This is a genomic window from Qipengyuania sp. SM2512 (assembly GCF_054954005.1).
Genome location: NZ_CM143134.1, coordinates 2,846,087 through 2,861,277, shown reverse-complemented (window position 1 = coordinate 2,861,277; position 15,191 = coordinate 2,846,087). Strand labels below are relative to the sequence as shown.

Below are 15,191 nucleotides of genomic sequence, written 5' to 3'. Positions count from 1 at the left end.
TGGTTACGATTCCGTCGTGACCGGGTGCTGGGACACGCGCCAATACTCGTCCGTCCTCAGATGTCCTCAGCGTAGGCAATGGCGTTGCCGTTGTTTGGACTGACTCGATCCCACCAAGGGGCAGGGTCTGGCCAAAGACTGGGTATGCAGTCCCCGCAAGAACGAGCGCCGCCGCAGCTAAGAATGAGGAGGGTATTTTCACTGGGGCGCTCCGATGGTGTTCAACTGCCGGTAGATCGGGAACTCTTGACACAGTTCCCGGACCGACTGCGATACATCGTCGACCACGAGCTCGATGTTGGCTTCACTGCGTGTGGCGATGGCGTCGATAACGTCTGCGATGAGGTTTCCGACCGTTTCGAACTCCGTGCGCCCGAAGCCACGCGAGGTGCCGGCCGGAGTTCCCAGACGGATACCGCTGCTCTGCGAAGGCGGAAGGGGATCGAAGGGGATGGCGTTCTTGTTGGCCGTGAGGCCCGCTTCCTCGAGCCAGACCTCGGCGTCTTTGCCGGTGACGTTTCTCGGTCGCAGGTCGACGAGTAGCAGATGGCAATCCGTGCCGCCCGTGATGAGATCGAGACCCCTACGCTTCAAAGTCTCTCCGAGAACTTTCGCATTCTCGATCACCCGGCGAGAGTATGCAGCGAACTCAGGCGATGCGGCCTCTGCGAAGCAGACTGCCTTGGCGGCGATGACATGCATCAATGGCCCGCCCTGCATCCCAGGGAAGACGGCTGAATTAAATTTCTTGGCCAGCGCCTCGTCATTGGTGAGGATGATGCCGCCGCGCGGTCCTCGCAGCGTCTTATGTGTTGTCGAGGTCACGACATGCGCGTGAGGAAAAGGCGACGGATAGGCCTTCGCCGCGATTAGCCCCGCATAGTGCGCCATGTCGACCATGAGGAGCGCTCCCGATTGGTCGGCGATCTCGCGGAAGCGCGCGAAATCGATCACTCGCGGAATTGCGGAGCCACCAGCGATGATGAGTTTGGGCTGGTGCTCCATTGCAAGGCGCTCGACCTCGTCATAATCGATCGAGCAATCGTCCTCTTTAACGCCGTACTGTACGGCATTGAACCATTTGCCCGACAGGGTGGGTTTGGCTCCATGGGTGAGGTGGCCTCCGCTGGCCAGGGACATGCCCAGGATGGTGTCTCCCGGTTGCAGCAATGCCATCTGCACGGCTGCATTTGCCTGCGCGCCTGAATGCGGCTGGACGTTCGCGAAGGCACAATCGAAAAGGGAGCAGACACGTTCGATCGCCGCCTTCTCGACCGTGTCGGCGTGCTCGCATCCTCCGTAATAGCGCTTGCCTGGATATCCTTCGGCATACTTGTTGGTGAGCACACTTCCCTGGGCAGCGAGAACCGCTGGAGAAACGATGTTCTCGCTTGCGATCAGTTCGATCTGGCTCTGCTGGCGTAGGAGTTCGGCCTGGATAGCGCTGCATACCACCGGGTCGCTCGCCAGCGACCGCGAAAAAAGATCCGGTTCGCTCTGGCTCTTCCTAGCGAATTTGAGGCCGAGCTTGGGTGAACGCCTGTCCGTCATGTCTGATCTCCCACAAATGGCCACATCGGCACCGGGTGTTGAAGCGGCGTGGCCAAGCGGGCCAGATTAGTCAACGATTGGATACAATATCCGCTCTTAGTTTGCCGCCTTAACCGTGCGGATGACAAAGTGGGATGCAACACGCTGGACTCCGGGCAGTCTGGAGAGGACGTCCCGATGGATCTGCTCGAAATCGTCCCTTTCGTTGATGAGGATCTCGAGCCGGTAGTCCGCCTCGCCGCTCGTGAGGTAACAGTGACTTATTTCCGCGTGCTTCTGAACCTCCGCCTCGAAGGCGTCCATCGTTTCTCGGCGCTGATCGGCAAGGACGATGTTCACGAAGACTCTGCCCGTTATCCCCTTGGCTTCGTCTGACAGCACCGCACGGTACCCTAAGATCCGTCCATCAGCTTCCAACGCGGCGATCCTGCGATGCACTGCACTGGCGGACAATCCGACTTTGTCACCCAGCTCGGAATTCGTCAGGTCCGAATCAGTGAAAAGGTGCCTTAGGATGGCGAGATCAACGCGATCAAGATTCGTGCGCAGAGAGGCAGTAGAGCGGATTATCATTGCATTCATTTGCCCACCACAGGGGAAAATTGCAAATTACTCCTGCGCAATCGGAGCTACATTCGCGATACCTAATTATGGAGGTCAGAATGCGAGTTGGGGTTCCCAAGGAGATCAAGAATAGCGAGTCCCGGGTGTCACTGACCCCTGCGTCGGTTGCAGAGGTGACCGGCCACGGCGCGAGCGTCTTGGTCGAGACCTCGGCCGGGGCAGCTATCGGCTACTCGGACGATGACTATCGCACTGCCGGAGCGGAGATCGCGGGAACAGCGCAAGAAGTCTTCTCCGATAGCGACCTGATCGTAAAGGTTAAGGAGCCTCAGCCGACCGAGGTCGCCATGCTCGAGGAGCGTCACGTGCTCTTCACCTATCTCCATCTCGCTGCAGAGAGACCACTTACCGAAGGGCTCATGACAAGCGGTGCTACCTGCATAGCCTTTGAAACCGTGACCGGGCCCGGCGGTGGACTACCTCTGTTGCGACCGATGTCGGAAGTGGCGGGACGGATGGCGACCCAAGTAGGGGCGCACTACCTTCAGAAGACGATGGGCGGGCGCGGCATCCTCCTGGGAGGCGTGGCGGGTACGCCGCGAGCAAAGGTGGCAGTGCTCGGCGGCGGGGTCGCAGGCCTGAACGCATTGCAGATCGCCGTGGGCATGATGGCGGACGTGACCTTGTTCGACGTGAACCGGGCGCGGCTGGCAGAACTCGATCTGCTATTCGAAAGTCGGATATCGACTGCGTATTCTTCGCAGGCAGCGATCGAGGAGGCGGTAGAACAGGCTGACCTCGTCATCGGGGCGGTGCTTCTCGCAGGCGCCGCCGCGCCCAAGCTTGTTTCGCGTGAGCTGGTGGGAAGAATGAAGGATGGCTCGGTAATGGTCGACATCGCGATTGATCAGGGAGGATGCTTCGAGACTTCGCGACCAACCACCCATCAGGATCCGGTCTATGAGGTGGACGGGGTCATCCACTATTGTGTCGCCAACATGCCGGGTGCGGTAGCGAGAACGTCCACGCAGGCGCTCAACCACGCGATCCTTCCCCATGTCGTCGCTCTGGCGATGAATGGCAGGGAGGCGCTCGAAGCCGATCCGCATTTGGCAAACGGCCTGAACATTTCGGATGGTCGCATCAGACACGAGGCTGTTGCCCAAGCTTTCGGCCTACCTTTCCAACCCACCTGAGGCGCCCACGCTCTTGGAACGGGGCAGGCAGGGGAGCAGAGGGAACTATGGCGATCTCCAAGGATATACTAAAAAGTATATCGAAAAGGATGACGCTATGGATCTCGCAGGATTGGAAATGCAGGCCACTGCTCGGCGCTTTGATGAGGTCTGCGCACGCTGGTGCCTTACTCCTGACGAGGTGGCCATTTTGCTAGATCCCGCCATGGAAGGCAGCGCGTCCAAGATCGAGCGCCGCAAAAGGCTGATGATCGAACTGGATGATGCCCTGCGGGACATCATCGGGTCCGAGTTTGTCCCGAATTGGCTGAGATCCCAGGGACCCGGAGGTGATCCGATCACCTTTCTCGCCTTGGAGGATGGGTACCTGCCAGCGCTGCTAGATGTGGCGCGCACGCTCGTTCGTAAGTAGGTTCGGGGCGGGGTGTGGTTCCTCGGCGGGGTGCGGGAGGAATGATAACCTACGGTACTTTCACTGGACGCCGCCAGGTCGGCTTCTTTCACTGCATCTCTCATGCCACTAGGACACGCCGATGGACGACCCAACTTGTAACGAGCCGTCACTGAAGCCTCACCCGGATGTGCAGAAGCTTCTGATCTCCACCACCAGCCGTTTTGTTGGCCAGCTGGACCTCGGTGCAGTCTTCATGGGCCATGCCAATCGCGGCTGGGGAGATGGCCAGGCCTGGGCGCGTCTCGGTGAAGGCCCGGTGTCGAGAAGCGCGTATGTTTTCTCGTTTCGCACACCCCCGCAGGATGAGGCTTCGCCTGGCGTAGTCATTCCAACCTACGAGCACATAGGCGAGATGGTCTGCGCATTTCTCGCGGTGCTCTATGGAAAGCGCTTCGATTTCCATGGAGAGCTTGAGTCCAGCGGTTTCTTCGTCCTGCCCGACCTGAGCCAATACTCGAGCTTATGTCGCCCCTGGTTGCCTCAGAACAACCATGCAGCGCGAAGTGACTTTGCCGTTGCGCTCAAGCTTGAGGAGGCCCGGCGCATTTTGCCTCTCCTGAATGGTACTGGTGATCCAGCGGCAGCGAATGCTTTTAGGGCGGCGAGCAAGTTCTACCTCCAGGCGCTCCAGACGGTGGAGCATGATGCGGAAGTGGCCTATCTCGCTTTGATCACCGCCGGGGAAATCCTGACTAATGCCGTCGAAATCGATGTCGATGAACTGCGCCCGCCGGAAATTAGCGAAGCCCTTCGTCGCGTTGCTACCGAGCTAAAAGGGGGCGAGCGGCTCGCTGGGATTTTGGCCGGTCAGATGAGGCAGATCAAGCGCCGTTTCACCGCCGTCATCGAGACCCTCGTCGACGAGCGTTTCTTTGCCGGATCGGGCGCTGAACGCCAATTCGAAGCTCTGCAGGCGGAAGATTTCGGCAAAAGGATCGCCGCTGCCTATGATCTTCGCAGTCGGTACGTGCACGGGGGAGCGGCCTTCGGGAACTGGATTGCGCCGCGCGGGAGTGACAATGCCGAGGTGCAGTCCGGCAAGCCGATAGTTCCCGACAAGGACTTTGCGAAGATCCTTGCCAAGGCGCCGACCTACGCAGGGTTGGAGCGCACCATCCGTTATGCGTTGTTAAAGTTTGCACGGGGCAGGAGCTTGATCTCGGATTGAACTCGCGGTTCGTATCGATTTTGGAGCGGTTCGCGGTCGGCCCAAAGATAGTTTCCCAACGGTGTTCAGAAAACGGGTGAAGCCATGTCATCTAGGAATTTTTCGTATCGTCCGATCAATCCCGGCGACTGCTCCTTCTGGATCACTGCCCATTCGAAAGCATTCATGGCGGCCTGCTGCTTTACAGGATCCCATAGCCTCACTGCAGCTTTGAGATCATCGATGGTAAGCGGCACGAGGCCAGCGGATTTCACCTCGTCGGCAACGCCCTTTGCATAATCCCAGGCCACTATCATACCCAGAGCACCCCGCTCCCGCACGTCTTCCACAAAATGGTCGCAATGCTCGAGGTCTTCGGTCCGGAAGGTATAGTGCTTTACCTCCACGCTGATCGTGAGCCGTTGCCCATTCCAGGCGTCGATATCACCGATGCCCTTCAATCGCGCGCTGCCGGTCCGGACCTTGCGCGTTTCGACCTGCAGATGCGGTGCGTCTGCCCGTATGTAGGCGAATACCATTGCCTGGAATGCCGCCCCGGTGGGTTCTCCCTTGGCGCGCTGGTCCCATGGAAACCTCTCCAAGAGCATGAGGAAGACCGGCGGATCGATGACCACCTTGGAAGGGTCGAAAGCCCTTTTCTCGAGCACCGAGAGCATGTGCTCGATCGCCTTTTTCCTCACCTCCTGGAGCTGTTCAGCGCTGAACGTCACGAGCGCATCGAGCCAGTGCTTGTAGTCGGCCCACTTGCCTGTCGCGTAGGGTTCGGACCGCGGGTATCCGATCCGCTTCTCCTGGAAGAGGTAGAAATTATGGATGCGGTTGTAGGCCGGCCGGATGGTCATCACGTCTTTGGGATCGCCGTTGCGCTCCACTGTGAGGGTGCTGGTACCCACGGTCACCAGGGGGTGCTTCCGCACGAAATCCTCGAAATCCGCGAAGGAGTCTCCGGGGGAGTCCATTTCGATGAGGAAGTCGCAGAATGCCGGGAGCAATCCCCCCAAGTAAGTGCGGGGTCGCCTGAGAGCGAGCTGTCCCCTCATGTCGTCGATTATCTGATCCGGTGTCATCATACCTCCTGCGCGAGGTTATGGGCGGACCTGTGCCTATGAGCAACTAGTCGCGTGGGCGCACTTCCAGTCGGGCGAGTTTCGGGATCGAGGAGCGGGCGAGTTCGAAGTACTCGGCATCGGCTTCGATACCTATGCTTTCGTACCCGATCGCGTTGCATGCAGCCAGCGTCGAGCCCGACCCCGCAAAGGGATCCAAAATCCGCCCCGTCCCTAGGGGAAGGCAGCCGCGCGCGAGCTGCCGCAGGATATCTTGCGGCTTGAGCGACGGGTGAGGAGCGAGCCGCTTCTCAGTCGTGGACGTGGGTGCCGACCGGATGACATCGCCGAACGGCCGTTCACTGGAAATTCTCCGGAATCCCCCGGTTCCCCACTTCCTCAAATTGTCCTGCACCCGGCCTTCGAGGGGCTTTCGCAGCACGACCCAAGGTTCATGCTGCGAACGTGGCATGACGCTTACGCCATCGAACTCCTTGTGAGCGTTCTTCGGGCGATCCCCGCCCCGCATGGTCATGACGAGACGACTGATCGTACCGCGCATCTCCAAGCCGCTCTCTGACATCGCCGAGGCAACGATGTGGGCAAGGAGAGGGTTGCTTGCCACCACCACGTTGCCTCCCGGAACCACGACGCGCAGGAGGAGAGCGCCAAGCTCCCGGAAGAAGCGATGAATGTTCTTCAGATCCGCATGTGAGAGGGTGGTGAAACGCGGCAGGGGGGATCGCGTGCTGCCGTCGAAGGATGGGGGGAGGCGCCAGACTCCGCCCTTGCCGGCACGAAGTTTTCGCTTCTCGACTTCTGTATACTCCACCAAGCCGTATGGAGGATCCGTCAGCACTGCCTCGACCGAGTTCTCCTCGGCCTGACGCAGCCAGTCGAAACAATCGGCGTTATGAAGGATCGCGCGGTCGATCGTCACGATAGGCCAGGACGGGGCGGGTTCAATCGCAGGCGAGCCGGCCAGACGATAGCGGCCCCGGGAGATGCGTTCGAAGACGCCAGGAGTGTTGAGATTGAGATAGGAGCGTACCGAAGAGCTGCCCAGTCCTTCACCGACCCTGGACCGGACTGCTGTCTCGATCTGCGCAATGGTAGCGCCATCGCGCATGATCGAGAGGAACTCGACTATGGCGTCTCGGATCGCACCGCGATCGACAGTATGCCTGGTGGGCGTGGTGTCACCAGTCGCGTCGCCAATCGATGACGATCGCTCTTGAGCCGAACAGAAATCCATGTTTTCTCCTTCCAAGAATCCTACTACAGATGACGTCTAGACGTCAAATTGCTTTTGATTGGTTTTTTGTGCCGATCGCTTCGAAGCATGCCGGGGCTGCCCCTCGGCCACCCGCCAACATCCGCCCTCCATGTTGGATGCCCGCGGGCGATCTCGGAGGGGGAGAATGAGGCGGTCGGCTTAAGGAGGGCAGGATCTAAAAGGCATAGCTGAACGCCTGCCGCTACGCGTCGAGAATGCCTCGTTCCTCATAGTATCGCGAGAGCTCGTCCGCCTGCGAAAGGATCAGGTCTTCGCACCATCGGTTGAACGCGTCAGTTTCCCCGGTTGTATCGTGCGACAGCGCGCGAGCTGCGACCTTGCCGCAGGCCAACCCCATCCTGAGCGCGTTGGCTATACCTTGGCCACTTGCCGGATCGGTGTGCCCGAAGGCATCTCCAACCGAGAGGATTCTGGGGTGATCGATCCTGACGATCTGCCATGTCGTCCCACGGGCCCAACATGTGTCCGCGCGGGTCCGCTCTTTCAGGGCTGAGACTTCGGAGGGTTCCGGCTCCAGAGCGCAGTGGACAGTAGTCCATGTCCGGCTTCCCTCATGGTCGCCGGTCCGCCAGATCCAACCCCATGACCGGGACTCGAAGCTCGTAGAAGAAGTCTCAAAGTCCGCCTCACAGTTGATGAGGCCAGTAGTGGCGATCATAGGCGGGGACAGCAGGGTCCGTTTTCTGGCAAACCTTGCGAATGGGGCGCCGGCTCTTCCGGTCGCGTTGACGAGCACGCGCGATCTGAGGAGGCTTCCATCGTCCGTCGTGACGAGGAATCCGTCTGCATCTTCGTCTATCGAAGCGGCGGACAGGGGATTGCACCTGTCTCCCATCCCGCTGACATGCAGATGAAGACGGCTGTCGAGGCTTGCGCGATCGATATGGAGCCCGTGCCCGGATGGGTGCGCGAACGGCTCTTGCCTGCCGTCGCGGACGAAGCGCTCGACCCTGCCCACAGTCGCGAGCGCGAAGCACTCGCTAAGCGCCAACGCTTCCAAGAGCGGCAGGATTGGGGACGATATGGTTTCGACTGGCCGTGGTGCTTCACGGGTCGGAACGGGCGAAAGGAGCCGAAAGTTTAGGCCCTCGCGCTGGCATGAGATGGCGGCCGCCGTGCCGGCAGGGCCACCCCCGATAATCAAGCAGTCCAGTATCTGCGTCACACGGGGACCGGTCTGCCCCAATCGAGTTGAACAGCCGGTGTTGCTGTGGGCCGTAGTCTGGTCTGTCGCACGGCGCGGCCATCTCCCTGACAGGCATAGAGGCGTTGGATCGGTTGGCGGAGTCTTCCGTCAGATGACCTGCGCCGAGGGCCGGGGTCAGGACAATGGGCGAAGACGAACAGCCAGCCCTCGCGAAGCATGCCGGGCGCTGCAGAGAAGCGGCCATCGGCGCTTCGGCCGCCCAGCGCCGCGGGAACACCGTAGGCTGCAGCACCTTGAGACCAATCCTCAACCTTTTCCGCTGAGACCAGCCACATGTCGGTGAAGCGAACCCGGCCCCCGCGGGGTAGGGCGCGGATCGAGTTTCCGAGCATTTGCATCCTGGCGATCGCTTCATGATGCGATAGGTCGCGCAGTCTCGCGAGGTCTAATCGGCCTTCCAGAGCGTTCTGCACGTAATCGGCTGTCATGATGTCCGCGTAGTCCACCTCGATGGAAGACTCACCGCTTTCTTCCGGGCGCAGACGGAGGAACGGTCCTTGCTCCCCGTCCCAGCCGAAACAGAAATCGCGACCATGTTCCTTAACTGCAGGAGAGTCAGGGTGGAGCCCCAGTTCCTCGTCCAGCAGCGGTACAGCCGTCGGTGGTCGTCCCAGGAGTTTGATGGGTTCGATGCCCGGATAGTAGGTCCGGGAGGCGTCCGGCGACGAGCCGGCCCACATGCCGTTGGCCGCGGCGCAGAGTTTCATGTCTTCGGGGAAGGGCGAGCCAAGCCCGAAGGTGGCGATGTAGCGATCTTCGCGCCGGTTTCCGGTGTCAGCTCCCGGCGGCGTGTTTGAGTACGTGATGTCCCATCCTGGCGCGAAGACATTCGATATGGTGTCGGTCAGCGTGTTGAAAGTGCCGTGGCGGGCGTATCCTTCGGCCCTTCGGGTTCTCCCCGCGCACGGCGCGGCCGATACCGTGGCTGTCACCGTCTCGGCGGACTTTGGTCGCTGCTCGATTGGAAAGGCCGATCGGTCGGGTCTACCGGGAAGAGGCACGCGGGGATTGCCCGGAAGCCGCAGTCCGCTTGCTGTCTCCGTCCCGCCCTCGAGGAAGAAGTGATCATAGTCCTTCAGATCGATCGGATCGAAGCGGGGGAAGAAGTCCGGTGCGGCTACGATCGAAATCGCCGGGAGGATGTCCTTTGACAGCCAGGAGCGCTCGGCATTGCCCGTCTGGATCGGATCGTCGACAAGTTCGGCCGAAACGCAGCCATCGCACAGGCCGTCCAGGAACAGACCGGCGAGGTAATCGCCTTGTTCGATCCTGTCGAAATGGGCCGGGTCTCCCCAGAGCGGCACCGCCTGTTCCTTGCCTTCGTCGTCCAGACGGATCTCCTCACGGATATTGACGAAGACGGGTCCGTTTCGTGGGGATCTGAAACCGGTCGTATAGCGTCCGCCCCCGAAGATGAAGTCCGAGAGGATGAAGTCGATGCCTTCGCGTTCAGGGAAGTCGAGGAGCTTCATCGTGGTGTAGCGCCGGTTCGAATTGAGCGTGGAATCCTTTTTGGCAGGGACCTTGAACCGCGCTCGGCGGTCTTCCTGGCTGGCCCTGGATACGATCGCAGCGGGAGTAGGGCTCAGTATGCCTGCCCCCCGTAGGGCCTTCAGGCTCACCAGTGCCGAGTTGCTCGGCGCGAGAATGCGTTCTCCCGATGCTTCGGCGGCACTCATCGAGACGCGAAGGAAGGGGGGTGCGTTCAGATCGAACCCTTGGTCTTGTTCCAACATGTGCATGAGCCGTGCGAGTTTTTCGTCTCTGTGGCTTTGCGTGAAGCGGATCGTACGGCCACTGAGATGGCGACCACCGCTGGCCAACTTGCAAACCGGGACGAGAAACTCGTAGCGGTCGTCGATCGAGTTTATACCGATCCGATTGGCTTCGCCGTGCGCCAAGGGCCGCGCGAGGAACAGACCGAACCGCGCCGGCACGACAGGGCATGGATTGAGCACTTCCTCGCCCACCGACGCGGATGAATACTCGCGTCTGCGTGGATCGAATTCGCTCGCCAGCGTACCGGTACGCGATACACCTGTGCGTGCGTAGGCCATGTCGGCATGCATGCGGTGCGGTGTCTTGAAGGCTTGCCGGTACTCGTAGGCGAAGACTGCGGGAACCAGATCCTCGGCGTGGGGAGGATCGAAACGGTCGGAGATGTAGTTCTCGAGGGCGTCGAGCATGTCCAGCGTGGCGTAGCCCTCCGGGGCGACGCTCTCGGGCAGCACTTCCGATGCTGCGAGCACATGATAAATAAGGCTCATCGCCGGATCGCCCGGCTGGATTGCTCTTCTGCCGGCGAATTCGCTCAATGCCGGATCCGTTGGAACCGGCAATTCGCGAAACAGCTCGCCTTCAGATGAGATCGCCTTTCCAAGATCAAATCCGGCGACACTAAGGAGGAAGGGGGACCAGCCAAGCCGGTCCATCCGGGCAAGCAGGTCCCGGAAAGCTGCATCCAGGGCAGGTGCTGCTGGTGGAATGCTCGCAGGCAGTCGGGTGCGATCTAGTGCGGAGGTGTTCCATGTTTGGGCGCTGGCGGGGGAGGGCAGGGCAGCGAGACCCGGAACCGCCGTAGTGGCCGCTGCATAACGGAAGAACTCGCGTCTCTTCATGATCTCTGCTCCCGGTGCTGATCTCGCAAGAGGTGGGATTGGTGCTTTTTGGGGACCTTTACCGGTAGGGCAGCAGGCGGAGGCTGAAGATCAGGTGCGCGCCCAACTTAACACCGGACCGGGAGACGATCTTCTCGTTGCGGTATCGCAGGTCCTCGAAGGAGGTCTTGGTGTTCTTCCGCTCAGTCTCGATCAAGACGTAGATGCCGTCGCGCAGGAAGGCACCGGCGCCGAGCGGATTGATTTCCATGATCGGGATCTCGCCCCAGATGTGGTCATCTGAGTTCTCACCGAAGACCTCGACCACGCCGTTGAACAGGTTGGTGGCGAGCGACAGATAGGGCATGCCCTTGAGAACATCGAGTCCGCGGATTTCCGGGACACGATCGAGGACCGACTTGAACCGGTCGTAGTATTCCGAAGCGTCCTTATCCATTTCATAGAGATCGAAGCTCAGGTTCGCGAGACCGGAGATGAGCACATTACGGAATACGGCCGCATGAAGGAACCCAGGTGCATAGGCGTCGTCGTCGGCATCGAACTCCTTCACCCAGGAAGCGATTGCTTCGCGGCCGGAGTTGTCTTGCGGCACGCCGGTGTGCGCCTTGATCTTGAGGAGCCCTTCGTTGCGTCCCCCGAATATCCCTTCGGGTAGATCGCCGGTGAAGAACCCTACGGTGTTGATGTCGAGAAGTTGCTGACGGGTCGTCGGCTTGGGCAGCTTTTCGACCTCGGCGCTTCCAGCCGGTACGATCCCATAATCCTGGTTGCTCTGGACTCGCGTGTGCCCTTCTCCTGCATAGTTGACGAAGCCGAGCATCACGGATCGAGTGGGATTGCTCTTTTCCTTTAGGCCCTCTGGTCTTAGGGGCATGAGTTCATCGACGTTATCGATCTCGGACGGTTTCTTCTCCATTTTCGCGGATTCCCCCTGTGACGCGGCTCTTCTTGTCGCCGATTCTCCTGTCGCACTATTGCATAAGTTCTTGGAAAAGGAAGCTGCGAATAGAGTTGTGGTTCAAAGGACTCGCTGCTTTGGTGCCCCACCGGATCCATCGAAGAGGCTCTGCGACAGAGCGGATTCCCGAGCTAAGATGTGTCGCGGTTGGAAGTCAGCCGCCGCCCTTCATCACGGACATTCCTGATCGGATCGCATAAGTAGGGTACGGTCAATGGTCGGGGGAAGGCCGCACGGAATTACCGGCGTCCCGAAATTGAAATCTATCGGTTTACGATTATGAGGTCAGTGTACGAACAAGAAGGATGGGACGTTGTTCAGCTAGTCAGCTTGCCAAGCTGCATGGCTCCGCTCCGCCGAGAAGCGATAGACCATCGATCGCGACGACTTCGGCACCCATTTCAAGCCTGCCTGTGGCGCTTCCGAGCCTTCGAAGAGTTCAACGATTCTTGCGCCCTCCAGCGCCATGATCGATTATCCCCCAAGACGGAGTGCTTCGCGGGGCAGAGCCGCCGAGGGTCCGATTTAGTTGAGAAGGTTTTCCTCTTGTTACCTCGTGCCATCCTCAGACCCTCGGCGGAGCCAATCTATGGCCGAGCGGAAGGGAATGAAACTGAACCGTGATCGGGTGGCGTTTCGTGGAACTCATCGGGAATTTTCGTCGGCCTCGATATCGATCAGGTGCCAGGTCAACGCGCGGCTGAGGCCAGCAAGATCCAGGAGCAGCTTGTCATCCTTCGCGCTCGAATAGGGCGAGACTAGATTGCCGTGCATCACGCGGTTCCGCAGGGTGTTCCATGCGGTGAACTGATCCGGATCGACAACTCCCTGCGATACGAGGGCACGAAGCGCCTGCGTCGCCGAAGTCTGTGGCAGCCGGGCGACCGCGCGCTTCGCTGCTTCGGCGATTGTGTAACTTCCGTCCCATCCATCCATGAATGCGGAGAATGCACGCAATTCCGCTCCGAGATCGTCGTGCTGGTCATCGCTAAGGTCGGCGCGCGGAGTTCCGGGCAGACCGATGATGTCGAGTATCGCCTCGGCGGTGCTGGCATAGGTCAGAGCCCAGACCCATCGAGATCCGCGGCCAGCATCGATCAGTTCCTCGTAAAGGGCCGTGAGACGGTGGGCCTCGAACCCGTCTGCCCGCGCAATGTGGGCAAGCAGGCGGCGGTAAGCCAGCCAGAATCTTTCTTGCTCGGTGTATTGGTATAGGCCCTGCCAGAGAGCGACATGGTCGGTCGTTTCGCTCCATTGCGGCGAAGGGCGGACCCAATTCATTTTCCAATCCCCGGACCTTCTGGCGACGAACCTGGGATAGACCGGCTGGCCGAACAATATGCGAAGCGGCTCGCCCACCCAGTTTTCGAGCAGCGTCGGTTGCATGGAGTCGCTACCGCTAGCTCTGATGCACAGTTCGCCTCGTTCGTCGTCCAGTTCGATGTGGATCCGGCTGCCCAGAACTTCTAACGTCACCCCGGATTGACCCCCTGACGCCGCAGGTTCCAGGAAGCGTCGTAGAACGACACGGGCTGTATGATGGCGAGGAAGCAGGAATACGCATTCGATACCCGGTTCAAACGTTCCTACTTCGTGTGTCGACAGCGCTTCGATCGACCCGGTGAAGGTCCAGAGACCCTCGCCGAGGACGACGCTCGGCTCAGTCCATCCGCAGATTAATTCTTCGCCGGCGACACTGGTCGCAGTCAATCGCGATCGAAGGCGCCCATCATATGGATCGGAGTCCAATCGGCGCAGCGATTGCAAGGCGTGACCGACGTTCGCTGGCATGCCTTGCAGTCGGTACTCGAACCGGGTCGACGAAGCCGGTGTGATCGTGCCTGTCCCCACGACGATCGGCGGATCGTGATCGCCGCCTAGCATGGTCATTTTGGCGCATTCGATCGGGCTGCCGATCTGCGCGAGATGCTCCAGGTGGCGAGCGATGCTCACGGTATGCCGCCCTGCCTCAAGGATCGCGCGAAATCGGTCGGTCCTACCCAAAGTACCCCGCCGCCGGCGGGTTTCGCACGCGCCGCGATGCGGTTGCTCGTGATCATGGCTTCAATCACTTCGGTGGGTGCGTCGATCTTGATCGCCATCGTCAGCAGGGGGTCGCCGAGAAGCGAAACGAGGATGTAAGCCTGGCCGGCCTGCGGCATGAGCATCACGAGATGCTCGTCCTCCTGCAGTGGCGGCTCGAAGGGCAGCTGGCCGCGGATACCGTGACCGATGCCCATCACGCAAGCATCGACCTGTTTGTCGCTGAGCTTGCCAAGGACGGCCTTTCGCAATCGTGCCGCATCGGGTCCGAAGGTCCATTGGGAACCCAGGACCACGTGGCCAAAATTGAAGGCGACCTTGATCAGCGCCCGCCTGATAAGTGAAATATCGAGCGGGGTTTCGACCTTGAATTCGGTTGTCTCGATTGACGGCGCTGCTGCGATGCTTTGATCGAGATCATCCATTCTCGACCCATCGGCGTTCCGAAGGATGAAGCCTTTGCTGGAATACTTCCGGCGCATGCCTTCCACTATCTGCCGTATCTGCTGCTCGTCTCCGCCCACCTCGACTTCGAGGCTGCCGGACTCGTCGATGGTGCGCTTCACGTCCGGAGGTCGGGTGAATGACACCTCGCCGGCACTGGTGATGCGTATCGTATAAGAATCTCGCGACTGCACAGATGTGCATGGCATGACTAGATCGGGTGTCGTACCGGAATAGCCCCGCAGTTGATGGAGGTGCCGCAGCATCACCACCAGCGGCTGCTTGGCAAAGTCTCCGTCGATCGTCTCGCCCAACCGGCTGTTGCAGGCGGTGCAAACATCGAAGGTGCAGAACCCGTCAGGACCTCCGAGAGCATTTGGGATCACGTGCTCGCGTGACGGGCTGCGACGAGCACCGCCGGCGCGGCCTTCGTCCATCAGGGATTCTTCGCAATAGATGCAACGATTTGCCATATTTCCTGCAATCCAGAACCGAACGGCGCGCGGATGAGCACCCATACCGGGAAGGGATAGCGCTCGCTGCGGCGCTTGCAACGGCCCGCGTACGCCGCTTCAACTTTCAGTGCTGGAGCACATCGACTGTTGATCGACCGGCGCCCCTTTGCCTTTGCAACTGTCAAACCGG

At 60.1% G+C, this 15,191-nt stretch carries 13 protein-coding genes; 4 read left to right on the top strand and 9 right to left on the bottom strand.

Translation table 11 applies throughout. The features are described 5' to 3' along the window. Nucleotides 1-198: 198 nt before the first annotated feature. Entirely contained in the window at nucleotides 199-1,551 is a 1,353-nt protein-coding gene (glyA, locus tag ACQ5J0_RS14195; protein WP_462568225.1) for a serine hydroxymethyltransferase, read from the bottom strand. A gap of 96 nt (nucleotides 1,552-1,647) precedes the next feature. Continuing rightward, nucleotides 1,648-2,124, bottom strand: coding sequence for an Lrp/AsnC family transcriptional regulator (locus ACQ5J0_RS14190; RefSeq protein ID WP_462568224.1), 477 nt, complete (start codon nucleotides 2,122-2,124; stop codon nucleotides 1,648-1,650). 89 nt (nucleotides 2,125-2,213) lie between these two features. Here ACQ5J0_RS14190 and ald point away from each other — a divergent pair, with 89 nt between their 5' ends. From ald to ACQ5J0_RS14175, 3 genes are all read left to right on the top strand, one after another. Beyond that, nucleotides 2,214-3,311 (top strand): alanine dehydrogenase, encoded by a 1,098-nt coding sequence (ald, locus tag ACQ5J0_RS14185; protein ID WP_462570128.1) that lies wholly within the window; start codon nucleotides 2,214-2,216, stop codon nucleotides 3,309-3,311. A gap of 97 nt (nucleotides 3,312-3,408) precedes the next feature. Further along, nucleotides 3,409-3,723, top strand: coding sequence for a hypothetical protein (locus tag ACQ5J0_RS14180; protein WP_462568222.1), 315 nt, complete (start codon nucleotides 3,409-3,411; stop codon nucleotides 3,721-3,723). Between the two features lie 121 nt (nucleotides 3,724-3,844). Further along, entirely contained in the window at nucleotides 3,845-4,933 is a 1,089-nt protein-coding gene (locus tag ACQ5J0_RS14175) for a hypothetical protein (RefSeq protein WP_462568221.1), read from the top strand. Nucleotides 4,934-4,998: 65 nt separating this feature from the next. Here ACQ5J0_RS14175 and ACQ5J0_RS14170 read toward each other — a convergent pair whose 3' ends face one another. Together ACQ5J0_RS14170 and ACQ5J0_RS14165 are read right to left on the bottom strand one after the other, a co-directional pair. Further along, nucleotides 4,999-6,000: a hypothetical protein gene (locus ACQ5J0_RS14170; protein WP_462568220.1), complete on the bottom strand. Its 1,002-nt coding sequence runs from the start codon at nucleotides 5,998-6,000 to the stop codon at nucleotides 4,999-5,001. A gap of 46 nt (nucleotides 6,001-6,046) precedes the next feature. Then, nucleotides 6,047-7,234 (bottom strand): DNA-methyltransferase, encoded by a 1,188-nt coding sequence (locus ACQ5J0_RS14165; RefSeq protein ID WP_462568219.1) that lies wholly within the window; start codon nucleotides 7,232-7,234, stop codon nucleotides 6,047-6,049. Nucleotides 7,235-8,120: 886 nt separating this feature from the next. Between ACQ5J0_RS14165 and ACQ5J0_RS14160 the strand changes: the two genes are divergently transcribed. Next, nucleotides 8,121-8,360: a hypothetical protein gene (locus ACQ5J0_RS14160; protein WP_462568217.1), complete on the top strand. Its 240-nt coding sequence runs from the start codon at nucleotides 8,121-8,123 to the stop codon at nucleotides 8,358-8,360. A gap of 77 nt (nucleotides 8,361-8,437) precedes the next feature. On the opposite strand, the gene ACQ5J0_RS14155 is transcribed toward ACQ5J0_RS14160, so the two are convergent. The 5 genes from ACQ5J0_RS14155 to ACQ5J0_RS14135 all read right to left on the bottom strand — a co-directional run bounded on the left by ACQ5J0_RS14155 (nucleotide 8,438) and on the right by ACQ5J0_RS14135 (nucleotide 15,064). Then, entirely contained in the window at nucleotides 8,438-11,101 is a 2,664-nt protein-coding gene (locus tag ACQ5J0_RS14155) for a hypothetical protein (RefSeq protein WP_462568216.1), read from the bottom strand. Between the two features lie 58 nt (nucleotides 11,102-11,159). Beyond that, nucleotides 11,160-12,017 (bottom strand): hypothetical protein, encoded by an 858-nt coding sequence (locus ACQ5J0_RS14150; RefSeq protein ID WP_462568214.1) that lies wholly within the window; start codon nucleotides 12,015-12,017, stop codon nucleotides 11,160-11,162. A gap of 363 nt (nucleotides 12,018-12,380) precedes the next feature. Next, entirely contained in the window at nucleotides 12,381-12,527 is a 147-nt protein-coding gene (locus ACQ5J0_RS14145; protein ID WP_462568212.1) for a hypothetical protein, read from the bottom strand. A 177-nt stretch (nucleotides 12,528-12,704) separates the two neighbouring features. Further along, nucleotides 12,705-14,012: a hypothetical protein gene (locus tag ACQ5J0_RS14140; protein WP_462568211.1), complete on the bottom strand. Its 1,308-nt coding sequence runs from the start codon at nucleotides 14,010-14,012 to the stop codon at nucleotides 12,705-12,707. Next, the gene (locus ACQ5J0_RS14135; RefSeq protein WP_462568210.1) at nucleotides 14,009-15,064 is read right to left on the bottom strand and encodes an HNH endonuclease; all 1,056 of its coding nucleotides are present in this window, start codon (nucleotides 15,062-15,064) and stop codon (nucleotides 14,009-14,011) included. The genes ACQ5J0_RS14140 and ACQ5J0_RS14135 overlap by 4 nt, the downstream gene beginning before the upstream one ends. Between the last annotated feature and the right edge of the window lie 127 nt (nucleotides 15,065-15,191).